The sequence below is a fragment of the Bacteroides sp. MSSM.1001136sp1_RTP21357st2_D2_RTP21359_211015 genome, from assembly GCF_040913205.1.
Classification (GTDB): domain Bacteria; phylum Bacteroidota; class Bacteroidia; order Bacteroidales; family Bacteroidaceae; genus Bacteroides; species Bacteroides ovatus.
Window position 1 is genome coordinate 76,373 of record NZ_JBDFVF010000008.1, and the last position, 14,923, is coordinate 91,295.

Consider the following 14,923-nt stretch of genomic DNA (forward strand, 5'->3'; position numbering starts at 1 on the left):
AGGTGCACCTTTTTTTGATTAAAGTTGTTATATTCCTGATCTCATAAGCTAATAGTGAGTACAAAACAGAGTGATTTTCGTCTTTACTTTAGTAAAAATATAGACTGGAATGAAAAGCCGACTGAAACAACAAATATTTGCACTTTCTCTATTAGCATGGACAGCCGTATGCCCTGCCGATGCACAGCAAACACGCTCACTTCGCGATCAATTTCTAAATCCTTCTGACGAAGCGAAACCTTGGACTTTTTGGTACTGGATGTATGGTGCCGTGTTTAAAGAAGGCATTACAGCCGATTTGGAGGCTATGAAACATGCCGGATTGGGAGGTACTTACCTGATGCCGATTAAAGGTATCCACGAAGGCGCCCAATACGATGGCAAGGCGCAGCAGCTAACTCCCGAATGGTGGGAGATGGTACGTTTCAGTATGGAAGAAGCAGATCGTTTGGGGCTGAAATTGGGAATGCACATTTGTGATGGTTTCGCATTGGCGGGAGGTCCCTGGATTACTCCCGAAGAATCTATGCAGAAAGTGGTTTGGAGCGATACGATTGTAAACGGAGGAAAGCTGATGGCTATTCGCCTGCCACAACCGGAAGCCTATGAAAGCTATTATGAAGATATTGCATTATTCGCTTTGCCGGTAGAAGACGCAGCGGACGAGATGCAGGTAAAGATTACTTGTGTCAATCTAGCCACGACAGGAAATGTAAAAGCTACTCAAACAGTGAATATGGATGCGGCAGGAGTGATCCGTTCTTCGTATCCTTGTTATATCCAGTATGAATACGAACAACCCTTCACTTGTCGGAATATTGAAATCGTTTTAAATGGTAATAATTATCAGGCACACCGCTTGAAAGTAATGGCCAGTGATGACGGAGTGAATTATCGTTTGGTTAAGCAGTTGGTTCCTGCCCGTCAGGGATGGCAGAATACGGATGAGAATTCAACTCATAGTATTCCTCCGACTACCGCCCGTTTCTTTCGTTTCTACTGGACTCCTGAAGGAAGCGAACCGGGAAGTGAAGATATGGATGCTGCCAAATGGAAGCCCAATCTGAAAATAAAAGAATTACGCCTGCACCGGGAAGCCCGTCTGAACCAATGGGAAGGAAAAGTCGGACTGGTATGGCGTGTTGCTCAAGCGACTAAAGAAGAGGAATTCGGGAAACAGGATTGCTATTCACTTTCACAAGTCATCAATCTAACAAAGCAATATACCGGTCATTCGAATGGAAAAACATTGACCGCCACTCTCCCCAAAGGAAAATGGAAATTACTTCGCATGGGACATACAGCTACCGGGCATACCAATGCGACAGCGGGAGGTGGAAAAGGATTGGAATGTGATAAGTTTAACCCGAAAACGGTACGGAAGCAATTCGATAACTGGTTTGCGCAGGCATTTGTAAAGACCAATCCCGAAATAGCTCGTCGCGTACTGAAATATATGCATGTCGACAGTTGGGAATGTGGCAGCCAAAACTGGAATAAACGTTTCGCTATTGAATTTCAGAAACGTCGTGGCTACGATTTGATGCCTTATCTACCTCTATTGGCAGGTATTCCGATGGAAAGTGTCGAACAAAGTGAAAAGATTCTGCGAGACGTACGTACTACCATATCAGAACTCGTCGTAGATGTGTTCTATCAGGTATTGGCGGACTGTGCGAAAGAATATGATTGCCAATTCTCGGCAGAATGTGTAGCTCCGACGATGGTAAGCGATGGTCTACTACATTATCAAAAAGTAGATCTTCCGATGGGTGAATTTTGGTTGAACAGTCCCACACATGACAAACCGAATGATATGCTCGATGCTATTAGCGGAGCACATATCTACGGAAAGAATATTATTCAGGCTGAAGGATTCACCGAAGTGCGTGGCACGTGGGATGAATACCCCGGAATGTTGAAAGCCTTGTTGGATCGTAATTATGCATTAGGAATCAACCGCCTTTTCTACCATGTATATGTACATAATCCCTGGCTGGACCGCAAGCCCGGCATGACATTGGATGGCATCGGACTTTTCTTCCAACGGGATCAGACCTGGTGGGATAAAGGGGCAAAAGCCTTTTCCGAATATGCTACCCGTTGCCAGTCGTTGTTGCAATATGGGCATCCGGTAACAGACATCGCAGTCTTTACAGGTGAAGAAGTGCCGAGGCGTTCGATATTACCGGAACGATTGGTTCCTTCTCTGCCGGGAATCTTCGGTGCGGAACGAGTGGAAAGTGAACGCATCCGTCTGGCCAATGAGGGACAGCCTTTACGTGTACGTCCGGTAGGTGTTACCCATTCAGCCAACATGGCTGATCCGGAGAAATGGGTGAATCCGCTTCGTGGATATGCATACGATAGTTTTAATAAAGATGCAATCCTTCGTTTGGCGAAAGCCGAAAACGGACGAATAACGTTGCCGGGTGGAGCAAGTTATAAAGTGTTGGTACTACCTCTTTCGCGTCCTATGAATCCCGAACCTGTGTTGTCATCGGAAGTGCAGAAGAAAATCAATGAACTAAAAGAAGCTGGCATTTTGGTGCCTTCTTTACCTTATACAGAAGAAGATTTTTCCGTGTATGGCTTGGAACGTGACATGATCGTGCCGGAAGATATTGCCTGGACGCATCGTCGTGGCGAACTTGGCGAACTCTATTTCGTAGCCAACCAAAAGGACGAAACACGCACGTTTACTGCAAGTATGCGTATTAACGGTAAGAAACCGGAATGTTGGAACCCGGTGACGGGTGAGATGAATATTCATCCTTCCTATCGTATCAACGGAAACCGGACGGAAGTTACTCTCACATTGGCTCCTAACGAGTCCGTATTCATCGTATATCCTGCGGAGGGAGTACATGAAGGCTATGGAGAATCCTCTCTCCAACTGCAAAAGGAGAAAAAAGATACAGCCAAAGAGCCTTTAAACATAGCGTTGGAAGCAAAGGAATATACTATAACTTTTGCAGCTAACAAAAAAACGCTCACACGAAAAAAACTCTTCGACTGGAGCCAAGAATCGGACGAACAGATACGTTATTATTCGGGGACAGCGACCTATAAAACCACTTTTCGCTGGAAAAATAAACCGAATAAAGACCAACAGATTTATCTGAATCTGGGAACAGTTTATAATTTGGCAACTGTTCGTGTGAATGGCGTAGATTGTGGCACAATCTGGACAGCTCCTTATCGTGCAGATATTACAGGTGCCTTGAAAAAAGGAATTAATGAGCTTGAAATAGAGGTTACAAATACATGGGCGAATGCACTGGCAGGAGCTGATGAAGGAAAAGCGCCGTTTGATGGCATTTGGACTAATGCAAAATATCGCAGGGCAGAGAAAACGCTGCTTCCGGCAGGATTACTCGGACCTTTGAGTTTTTCTACCACAGAATAAAATAGATTTTTAAGGCACGGATTACGCGGATTACACGGTTTATGAGAATCGTATTACATAAAGTAACAGCGCAATCCATGTAATCCGTGCCCAATTCATTATAATATAGCTAAAGTATGAAAAGTTCAATTATTAAAACAGGTACAATGTTGGCAGGTTTTCTGCTTGCTGCCTGCCTGTCAACACACGCAGAAGTAAAGCTACCGGCTATTTTTTCTGATGGCATGGTGATGCAGCAACAGACCAATGCAAACCTTTGGGGGACGGCGACTCCTTATAAAAAAGTAACAGTGACCACTAGTTGGAATGGAAAACAATATGCAGCAACAGCAGATAAAAATGGGGCATGGAAACTGACAGTAGCTACTCCCGAAGCGGGAGGTCCTTATACTGTGACCTTTGATGATGGAACCAAAAAGACACTGAATAATATTCTGATAGGCGAACTTTGGCTTTGTTCCGGACAAAGTAATATGGAAATGCCGATGAAAGGATTCAAAAACCAACCGGTAGAAAATGCCAATATGGACATTCTTCACAGCAAGAATCCGCAAATCCGTCTGTTTACGGTGAAACGTACTTCTACATTCACTCCGCAGAATGACGTTATCGGTTCGTGGAAAGAAGCTACTCCGGCCAGCGTCCGTGATTTCAGTGCAACAGCCTATTATTTCGGGAGACTGGTAAATGAAATATTAGATGTTCCGGTTGGATTAGTTGTAGCAGCCTGGGGTGGTTCCGCCTGTGAAGCATGGATGACGGCAGACTGGCTGAAAGCCTTTCCGGAAGCGAAGATACCTCAAACGGAAACCGACATAAAATCCAAGAACCGTACTCCGACCGTGCTTTATAATGGTATGTTGCATCCGTTAATCGGTATGACCATGAAAGGAGTGATTTGGTATCAGGGTGAAGATAACTGGAATCGTGCCCATACGTATGCTGATATGTTTACCCGATTGATTAACGGTTGGCGTGCCGAATGGAAACAGGGGGATTTCCCTTTCTATTATTGCCAGATAGCTCCGTATGATTACGGGATTATTACCGAAAAAGGAAAGGAAGTGATAAATTCGGCATATCTCCGGGAGGCACAGGCAAAAGTAGAACATCGTGTAGCTAACAGCGGTATGGCTGTATTATTGGATGCAGGAATGGAAAAAGGTATCCATCCCGCAAAGAAACAGGTTGCGGGCGAACGCCTGGCACTTCTGGCTTTAACTAAAACGTATGGAGTGGAAGGCGTGAATGGCGAAAGTCCTTATTATAAAAGCATTGAAATAAAGAACGACACCGTAGTTGTCAGCTTCGAACGTGCCAATATGTGGATTAGCGGCAAGAACTGTTTCGAATCGAAAAACTTTCAGGTAGCCGGCGAAGATAAAGTTTTTTACCCGGCCAAAGCATGGATAGAACGTAGTAAGATGCTAGTGAAAAGCGATAAAGTGCCGCACCCGGTAGCTGTACGATATTGTTTTGAAAACTATGTGGAAGGAGATGTATATTGCGACGGATTGCCTTTAGGGTCTTTTCGTTCGGATGATTGGTAATCGTAAATAGACAAGGTAAAATATGAAAAATATATGAAGAGATTTTATCTGATTATAACCATACTGTTTGTTGGCGTGTCGGCTCTTTGGAGTCAGCATGCCAATGTCATTTGGAATACTCCCAGTCGTAATTCTTCTGAATCTATGCCTTGCGGTGGTGGAGATATTGGGATGAATATATGGGTAGAAGACGGTGATGTTATGTTCTATGTGAGCCGTAGCGGTACATTCGACGAAAACAACTGCCAGTTAAAGCAAGGGCGTGTACGTCTCCGCCTATCACCCAATCCTTTCAAAGACGCTAAAGATTTTCGTCAGGAGTTGAAGCTGAAAGACGGATATGTAGAAATCGCGGCAGGAAACACACAGATACAATTTTGGGTAGATGTTTTTCATCCGATTATACATGTAGAGGTAACAAATGAACAACCGTTGCAGACTGAAGTCTTTTATGAAAATTGGCGCTATCAGGAACGACCTGTCAGAAAAGGAGAGGGGCAACAGTGTTCCTACAAATGGGCTCCCCCGAAAGGTACTGTGACGGAGGCCGACTTTATTTCTTTAGACAAAATTACTGATTCAACAGGAAAGGCTGAAATAAATAGGACTTCAATAAAGAGGAACCAACTTCTGTTTTATCATCGCAATCCCGAACAGACCGTTTTTGATGTAGTTGTAGCTCAACAAGGAATGAACGAAGTAAAATCTCAAATGATGAATCCTTTGAAAAACTTGACTTTTGGAGGAACTCTTTTGGGTGAAAACTTAGAATTTGCAGGCACTGCGGATGATGTATATGCCGGAACAGACTATCGTGCTTGGAAATTCCGTTCTTCCAAAGCAGCCCGGAAAGAACATATCTGTATTGTGTTACATACAGACCAGACAGAAACAATAGAAGAATGGGAGCAGGGACTACAAACTGCTTTACAAAGAATAGCCCCCAAAGGTAAAGTTTCATTGAAAACTATCATACAGGATAAAAAACAGACCCGTTCGTGGTGGAATTCCTTTTGGCAACGCAGTTTTATCGAAGCAGAAGGGGAAGCAAAAGAAATAACCAGAAACTACACCCTTTTCCGCTATATGCTGGGATGCAATGCTTATGGCAGCGTACCGACTAAATTTAATGGCGGACTATTTACCTTTGATCCTTGCCATGTCGATGAAAAACAATCTTTTACTCCCGACTACCGGAAATGGGGAGGTGGTACGATGACTGCACAGAATCAACGTTTAGTATACTGGCCGATGCTGAAAAGCGGAGACTTTGATATGATGCCTTCCCAGTTTGATTTTTATAACCGCATGTTGAAGAATGCAGAACTGCGAAGCCGTATATATTGGCAACATGATGGAGCCTGCTTTAGCGAGCAGATCGAAAATTTCGGTTTGCCGAACCCCGCAGAATATGGTTTCAAACGACCGGACTGGTTCGACAAAGGATTGGAATATAATGCCTGGCTGGAATATGAATGGGATACGGTTCTTGAATTCTGCCAAATGATATTGGAAACAAAGAACTATGCAAATGCTGATATTACCCCTTATTTACCTCTGATCGAAAGTTCGCTGACATTCTTCGACGAACATTACCGGCAACTAGCTTCCCGCCGGGGACGGAAAGCGTTGGATGGCAACGGACATCTGATTCTTTTCCCGGGTTCTGCTTGTGAAACATATAAAATGACCAATAACGCAAGCAGCACCATCGCCGCCCTGAAAGTGGTATTAGAAACATACGGAGAGAAAGAGGAGATGCTAAAAGCAATACCTCCGATTCCATTGCGATACATAGAAATAAAAGATACGTTGAATCCGACTATTGCTCCGGTCTTGAAGCAAACAATTTCGCCCGCCGTAAGTTGGGAACGAATTAATAATGTTGAAACGCCACAACTTTATCCAGTGTTTCCATGGCGTATTTATGGAGTAGGAAAGGAGGATCTGGATATAGCCCGTAATACCTACTTTTATGACCCGGATGCCATCAAGTTCCGTTCGCATACCGGATGGAAACAAGATAATATATGGGCTGCCTGTTTAGGCCTAACCGAAGAAGCAAAGAAACTATCTTTAGCCAAATTATCGAATGGACCGCATCGTTTCCCCGCATTTTGGGGACCGGGATATGATTGGACACCCGATCACAACTGGGGAGGTAGCGGCATGATAGGACTTCAGGAAATGCTATTGCAAACCAATGGAGAACAAATACTCCTTTTCCCGGCATGGCCGAAAGAACGGAACGTACATTTCAAACTTCATGCTCCGGGCGAAACAACAGTAGAAGCCACTCTCAAAAACGGAAAAGTGACGGATTTGAAAGTTTTACCGGAAAGTAGAAAAAAGGATATTGTTATAATGATTGAAAAGGAAAAATGATAATTTTGCGGAGTGCCCTGAAAGGGCTTAATTATATAGCGTAGGGCAACGCCCTACGTAAAAACGACAATCTGAATTTGCGCCCTGAAAGGGCATAATTGTATACGGTTCCGCCCTTTCAGGGCTTGTGGCTGGTGTGTTTTTTTCGTAGGGCGTTGCCCTACGCTATATAATTAAGCCCTTTCAGGGCACCCCAATAAATATATAATTGTAAGGCTTTCAGCCTAACTGCAAAATTCTCATTTAACCGATAAATTCCCATTTAACCGCTAAATTCCCATTTAACGAATGAAATATATAAATAAAGAATTATGAATAAAAGACCATTTATCATCTTATCAACTTTTCTGTTGCTATTTTCCTTGATAGAAAAAGGGCAGGCTACAGAAACTTACCGTCCCGAGACATCGGTTGCCGGATTCATCCAGCTTCCCGGTAGCGGGCGACAAGTCTATAATTTCAATCCGGGATGGCGCTTTTTCAGAGGCGATGTCCAGGGAGCAGAAGCGGTAAACTTTGATGACCGTTCCTGGAACGTCGTTTCCACTCCTCATACCGTAGAGTTGATGCCGGCCGAAGGAAGTGGATGCCGCAATTATCAAGGACCGGCTTGGTACCGTAAGCACTTTGTCCTCCCCGCCGAAACAAAAGGGAAACGGGTAGTACTTCATTTTGAAGCAGCTATGGGCAAACAGATTCTTTATCTGAATGGTAAACGCATTCAGGAACATCTGGGAGGTTATCTGCCTTTTACTTTAGACTTGACCGCCAATGGCGTACAAGCCGGAGACTCCTGTCTGCTCGCTGTTTTCACGGACAACAGTGATGACAAATCCTATCCTCCCGGAAAACGTCAATATACATTAGACTTTGCTTATCATGGTGGCATTTACCGTGATGTATGGATGATTGCCAAATCTCCGGTAGCTATTACTGACGCTATTGATTCACAAATCGTTGGCGGTGGAGGTGTATTCGTTCATTTTGATAAGATCAGTAAAAAGAGTGCGCAGGTATATGTAAACACCGAAGTTCAGAATGACGACGCCCGTTCCGAGTCAGTCACTGTAGAAACGACTTTGACAGACGCGGATGGAAAAGTAATCAAACGCAGTTCAGGAAAACTTTCTTTAAAGCCGGGAGAGAAAAAATCCATCCGTCAACAGATGGAAGTAAAGAATCCTACTCTTTGGTCACCGGATACACCTTATTTATATAGGGTACAATCACGTATTAAAAAAGGAAATAAATCCATTGACGGAGGCATTACCCGTGTCGGTATTCGTCTGGCAGAATTCCGTGGTAAAGACGGATTCTGGCTGAATGGCAAACCTTTCGGACAACTGGTAGGAGCCAATCGCCATCAGGATTTTGCATACGTAGGCAATGCTTTGCCGAACTCACAGCAATGGCGTGACGCCAAACGTCTGCGTGATGCCGGATGCACCATTATTCGTGTAGCCCACTATCCCCAAGACCCTGCCTTTATGGATGCCTGTGACGAGCTCGGTCTGTTCGTGATTGTCGCTACTCCGGGATGGCAGTACTGGAACAAAGACCCGAAATTCGGAGAGTTGGTTCATCAGAATACCCGCGAAATGATTCGTCGTGACCGTAATCACCCTTCCGTACTGATGTGGGAACCCATCTTGAATGAAACCCGCTATCCGCTCGATTTTGCCTTGAAAGCTCTTGAGATTACCAAAGAAGAATATCCCTATCCGGGACGTCCGGTAGCTGCTGCCGATGTCCATTCGGCCGGAGTGAAAGAGCATTATGACGTTGTTTATGGCTGGCCGGGTGATGATGAAAAGGAAGACAAGCCGGAGCAATGTATCTTTACCCGTGAATTCGGGGAGAATGTAGACGACTGGTATGCTCACAACAATAATAACCGTGCCAGCCGCAGTTGGGGAGAACGCCCGTTACTGGTACAGGCTATGTCCTTGGCAAAGAGCTATGACGAGATGTACCGCACGACCGGTTTGTTTATCGGTGGCGCTCAATGGCATCCGTTCGATCATCAGCGTGGTTACCATCCGGATCCTTATTGGGGTGGTATTTATGATGCTTTCCGTCAGAAGAAATATGCGTATGAAGTATTTCGCAGCCAGTCGCCGGCTAGTCTCCAACACCCATTGGCAGAATGTGGCCCGATGATATTCATTGCTCATGAAATGTCACAGTTCTCCGATAAGGACGTAGTTGTATTCACAAACTGTGATTCAGTCCGTCTTTCTATTTATGATGGAACGAAAACCTGGACAAAACCGGTGATTCATGCCAAAGGGCACATGCCGAATGCTCCCGTTATATTCGAGAATGTCTGGGACTTTTGGGAAGCACGCGGATATAGCTATACTCAAAAGAACTGGCAAAAAGTGAACATGGTTGCCGAAGGAATCATCGACGGAAAAGTAGTATGCACTCAAAAGAAAATGCCTTCCCGACGTTCCACCAAACTACGCCTTTACATAGATACCCAAAAAGTGAACCTGGTAGCTGACGGCTCCGACTTTATCGTCGTAGTTGCTGAAGTAACCGATGATAGTGGAAATGTGCGCCGTCTGGCAAAAGAGAATATCGTTTTCACGGTAGAAGGTGAAGGAGAAATCATCGGAGATGCTACTATTGGCGCTAATCCCCGTGCGGTGGAGTTCGGCTCCGCTCCGGTGTTGATTCGTTCTACCCGGAAAGCCGGAAAAATAAAGGTGAAAGCCCGCGTACAGTTTGAGGGTACTCAAGCTCCGACAGCTACTGAAATTGAACTGGAAAGCGTTCCTGCAGAATTTCCTTTCTGCTATGAGGAACAGACTTATGAAATACAAAGGACAACACCGTCCACTCTCAATGTAAACCCGGGCAAAGAATCATCTGAAGGAAAAGTGCAACTGACAGAAGAAGAACGCCAACGAGTGTTGGATGAAGTAGAACGTCAACAGACTGAATTTGGAACTGAAAAATAGTACGATAAAGTGATTAGCAGGTTAGTGATTAGTGATTAGCGGGGTGACCTGCCAACTTGTTTTTTATATGTTACTAAAGCACTATTCAAAAAAAAAGACTATCTTTGAGTACGTTTAATTCCAATTATAGCCATCAATGAGAAAACGGAATATTCTAATACTATTACTATCCATGATAGGTATGTATGCTTTTGCCTATCCAAATATGATTGTAGAACACTACACGGCTGAACGTGGTTTGCCTAATAATATCGTAAACTGTACATTAAAAGGACAAGACGGATTTATCTGGTTTGGTACCTGGTATGGACTATGCAGCTTTGACGGAAGTAAATTCCGTTCCTACGATAATCATGACGGCTTTTATTCCACAGATATTCCGCCGCGTAAAATTCAGCGCATCGTAGAAGATAAGAATGGTTTTCTGTGGATTAAGACTATCGACCGTAAACTCTATCTGTTCGATAAACGGCATGAGAGCTTTCATGCCGTCTACGACGATGTGAAAGAATATTCCGAGAACATTCAGATTATCAAGATTCAGACGACCGAAGACGGCGACGTATTGTTGCTGACAAAAGATAAAAGCCTTTTGCGTGCGTACACCGACAAGGAAGGTAAAATAACGATGAAACAATTGCATGATTCGCGTCCTAACGTGAACGTGTACGACATGCGTCTGAAACACAACATATTCTGCGAAACAGCCGAATTTATCAATTGGATCGGTATGGATTATCAGATTCTGTCCCTACGGAAAGGGGAAGCGCTGAAAGACAAACCTGCCGATTTTATACAGAAAAAAGTATCTGCCAACCCGGATCAGTTTACTTGTGCCTCCTATAATTCTAAATTCTTATGGTTGGGAGACAAGAAAGGCCACATTTATAGCATTGATCCGCAAAACGGAGTGGTCAACCGTTACGAGATACCGGAAATCAAACAGCCGGTTTCTAATTTGCTGGTAACGGAATCCGGTTTGATGTACATTACCACTAACGAAGGAGCATACGAGTACAATATCGGCTACAAACAGTTGACCAAGCTCCCCTTTACCATCCCCGAAAAGGACAATGGAATTATATTCTATGATAAATATGATAAGGTATGGTTTCAGGAGGGTAACCAGGCATTGACCTATTATGATCCCCTGAACAGGAGCCATCACCGCTTTACATTCCCCAATCAGAACGCAATCGGCAATTTTGAAATGCAGGATGCCGGCGAACAAGGCATGTTCTTTATGACTCCGGGAGGGGAAATTCTTCTATTCGACAGGGAGAAACTGGAAATGACCCGTATCAACCAATTGAAGCCTTTCTCCGACGATCTTCCCAATCAGCTTTTCTTCCATCTTCTGCTGGATAAAGATGGCATCCTTTGGCTGGCATCTACGAGCAGCGGAGTATACAGGCTTAATTTCCCCAAGAAGCAATTCCAACTGCTGACAGAAGTTTCTCCATCTCCGGTGGTGCCCGAGAGATCGACTTCCTGGAATCAGGGAATACGTGCTCTCTTCCAGGCGCAAAATGGGGATATTTGGGTAGGAACCCGCTGGCAAGCCTTGTATCGCCTGGATCGTAACGGACAAGTGAAACAAATCTTCTCGGATAAGAACTATCTGTTAGGAGCCGTATATCATATTATGGAAGACAAAGACGGTAATCTTTGGTTTTCCACCAAGGGAAACGGGCTTGTTAAAGCCGAACCGGACATGAATTCACCGCACGGGTTGCGTTTTACCCGTTATATCAATGACCCCAAGAATCCGAATTCTATCAGTAACAACGATGTGTACTTTACCTATCAGGACAGCCAGGGACGCATTTGGGTAGGATTACTGGGAGGAGGTCTGAATCTAATTTCCGAAGAGAACGGAGCAATTACCTTTATCCATAAATACAATGGCTTGAAACAATATCCTGCATACGGTCTTTATATGGAGGTGCGTACCATGACGGAAGATGAAGACGGACGTATTTGGGTAGGAACAATGGATGGCCTGATGTCTTTCGACGGACATTTCACTGTCCCCGAACAGATCCAGTTTGAAACGTACCGCCAGGTCAGCGAAAATTCAAACGTAGCAGATAATGATATTTATGTACTCTACAAAGATACTGATTCGCAAATCTGGGTAAGTGTATTCGGAGGCGGTTTGAATAGATTAGTCCGCTATGATAAAGAAAAGCGTGAGCCGATTTTCAAATCATACGGCATACGTGAAGGAATGAATAACGATGTAGTCAAGTCCATCGTAGAAGATAAAAACGGTAACTTGTGGTTTACAACGGAAATTGGCTTGTCCTGCTTCAATAAAGCTACCGAACAGTTTCGTAACTACGACAAATACGACGGTTTCCTAAATGTGGAATTGGAAGAGGGTAGTGCCCTCCGTACCTTGAATGGAGATTTGTGGATTGGTACCCGGCAGGGAATCCTGACATTCTCTCCCGACAAACTGGAAACATTGCATACGAACTACGATACACGTATTGTTGACTTTAAAGTTTCCAACCGCGATCTGCGTAGTTTCCGCGAATGTCCGATCCTGAAAGAATCCATCACATACGCCAAAGCAATCGAACTGAACTACAATCAATCCATGTTCACGATTGAATTTGCTGCATTGAATTTCTATAATCAAAACCGGGTATCTTATCGATATATACTCGAAGGATATGAAAAAGAATGGCATTATAACGGAAAGAACCGTATCGCTTCTTATACCAACGTACCTCCCGGAGACTATACATTCCGTGTAGAAACCGTAGATGAAGCCAATCCGGAGCTGGTTTCCAACTGTACACTGGCTATTACTATCCTTCCACCGTGGTGGTTGAGCTGGTGGGCAACCCTTATTTATGTAATTCTAGGTTTGGCAGCTCTCTATTTCAGCCTGCGCCTGGCTTTCTTCATGCTCAAAATGAAGAATGATATTTATATCGAGCAGAAAGTATCGGAGATGAAAATCAAGTTCTTTACCAATATCTCCCATGAATTGCGCACTCCTTTGACATTGATAAAAGGTCCGATACAGGAACTAAGAGAACGCGAAAAACTCTCTCCGAAAGGATTGCAATATGTGGATCTGATGGAGAAGAATACCAATCAAATGCTGCAATTAGTGAATCAGATCCTTGATTTCCGGAAGATTCAGAACGGCAAGATGCGTTTGCATGTGTCATTAATTGATTTTAATGAGATGATAGCTTCTTTCCAGAAAGAATTCCGGGTACTTTCCGAAGAAAACGAAATCAGTTTTACTTTCCAGTTGCCGGATGAACCGATTATGGTATGGGCGGACAAGGAAAAAATGAGCATTGTTATCCGCAACATCATATCCAACGCGTTCAAATTCACTCATTCCGGAGGAAGTATTTATATAACTACCGGATTGACAGACGACGGTAAACGTTGTTATGTACGGGTGGAAGATAACGGAGTAGGTATTCCACAAAATAAACTGACCGAGATTTTCGAACGCTTCTCGCAAGGAGAGAACGCAAAAAACTCCTATTATCAGGGCACGGGTATCGGATTGGCACTTTCAAAAGAGATCGTCAATCTGCATCACGGACAGATTCGTGCTGAAAGTCCCGAAGGACAAGGGGCGGTGTTTATTGTGGAACTTCTGATGGATAAGGAACATTACCGCCCGTCGGAAGTAGACTTCTATGTGGGAGATACAGAGACAGCCCCTGTTTCGGTAGAACAAGATCCTGTTGCAAATGCCATATCCGAAGACGGTACGGAAGAAGAACCGGAAATCGACGCTTCATTACCGACCCTTCTGTTGGTGGAAGATAACAAAGACCTTTGCCAGTTGATAAAGCTTCAGCTGGAAGACAAGTTCAATATCCATATTGCCAATAACGGAGTGGAAGGTTTGAAGAAAGTACATCTGTATCATCCGGATATTGTGGTGACCGATCAGATGATGCCCGAAATGGATGGGCTTGAAATGTTGCAATCCATCCGCAAAGATTTCCAAATCAGTCATATCCCTGTCATTATCCTGACTGCGAAGAATGATGAAGGCGCCAAGACCAAAGCGATCACTTTAGGGGCGAACGCCTACATTACCAAACCTTTCAGTAAGGAATATCTGTTGGCACGTATTGACCAGTTGCTTGCCGAACGGAAACTGTTCCGTGAACGAATCCGTCAGCAAATGGAAAACCAGACAACGACCGAAGAAGACAGCTACGAACAATTTTTGGTAAAGAAAGACGTACAGTTCCTCGAAAAGATACATCAGGTCATTGAAGAAAATATGGACGATAGTGACTTTAACATTGACACCATAGCATCCGGTATCGGATTGAGCCGTTCGGCATTCTTCAAGAAACTGAAGAGTCTTACCGGCCTGGCACCCGTTGACCTGGTAAAAGAGATTCGTTTGAATAAATCTATCGAGCTGATTAAAAATACGGATTTAAGTGTTTCCGAAATTGCTTTTGCTGTCGGATTCAAGGATTCGGGATATTATAGTAAGTGTTTCCGGAAAAAATATAATCAGTCCCCTCGCGAATATATGAATGAATGGCGGAAAGGAGAGAGATAACCGATTACAAAATGCTTTCTTAATCGTCCTTTTAGAAACCTAATTA

At 44.0% G+C, this 14,923-nt stretch carries 5 protein-coding genes; all 5 read left to right on the forward strand.

Annotation, left to right across the window (positions count from 1 at the left end; all coding sequences use genetic code 11):
* Window positions 1-109: 109 nt before the first annotated feature.
* The 5 genes from AB5217_RS07460 to AB5217_RS07480 all read left to right on the forward strand — a co-directional run bounded on the left by AB5217_RS07460 (window position 110) and on the right by AB5217_RS07480 (window position 14,877).
* Window positions 110-3,409, forward strand: coding sequence for a glycosyl hydrolase (locus AB5217_RS07460; RefSeq protein WP_234123203.1), 3,300 nt, complete (start codon window positions 110-112; stop codon window positions 3,407-3,409).
* A gap of 116 nt (window positions 3,410-3,525) precedes the next feature.
* A complete protein-coding gene (locus AB5217_RS07465) occupies window positions 3,526-4,959 on the forward strand; it encodes a sialate O-acetylesterase (protein WP_151934717.1) in 1,434 nt (477 codons plus the stop codon).
* A gap of 33 nt (window positions 4,960-4,992) precedes the next feature.
* Complete coding sequence (locus AB5217_RS07470; protein WP_368112693.1) at window positions 4,993-7,344, forward strand: DUF5703 domain-containing protein; 2,352 nt, start codon at window positions 4,993-4,995, stop codon at window positions 7,342-7,344.
* Between the two features lie 311 nt (window positions 7,345-7,655).
* Window positions 7,656-10,310, forward strand: a complete 2,655-nt coding sequence (locus AB5217_RS07475) for a glycoside hydrolase family 2 protein (RefSeq protein ID WP_234123105.1) — start codon at window positions 7,656-7,658, stop codon at window positions 10,308-10,310.
* Between the two features lie 136 nt (window positions 10,311-10,446).
* Window positions 10,447-14,877: a two-component regulator propeller domain-containing protein gene (locus AB5217_RS07480; RefSeq protein ID WP_080599515.1), complete on the forward strand. Its 4,431-nt coding sequence runs from the start codon at window positions 10,447-10,449 to the stop codon at window positions 14,875-14,877.
* The last annotated feature ends 46 nt before the right edge of the window (window positions 14,878-14,923 follow it).

Excerpts from the sequence above, each read along its gene's own strand:
- AB5217_RS07465 (WP_151934717.1), top strand. The coding sequence starts at position 3,526 with ATGAAAAGTTCAATTATTAAAACAGGTACAATGTTGGCAGGTTTTCTG.
- AB5217_RS07470 (WP_368112693.1), top strand. The coding sequence starts at position 4,993 with ATGAAGAGATTTTATCTGATTATAACCATACTGTTTGTTGGCGTGTCG.
- AB5217_RS07480 (WP_080599515.1), top strand. The coding sequence starts at position 10,447 with ATGAGAAAACGGAATATTCTAATACTATTACTATCCATGATAGGTATG.
- AB5217_RS07460 (WP_234123203.1), top strand. The coding sequence starts at position 110 with ATGAAAAGCCGACTGAAACAACAAATATTTGCACTTTCTCTATTAGCA.
- AB5217_RS07475 (WP_234123105.1), top strand. The coding sequence starts at position 7,656 with ATGAATAAAAGACCATTTATCATCTTATCAACTTTTCTGTTGCTATTT.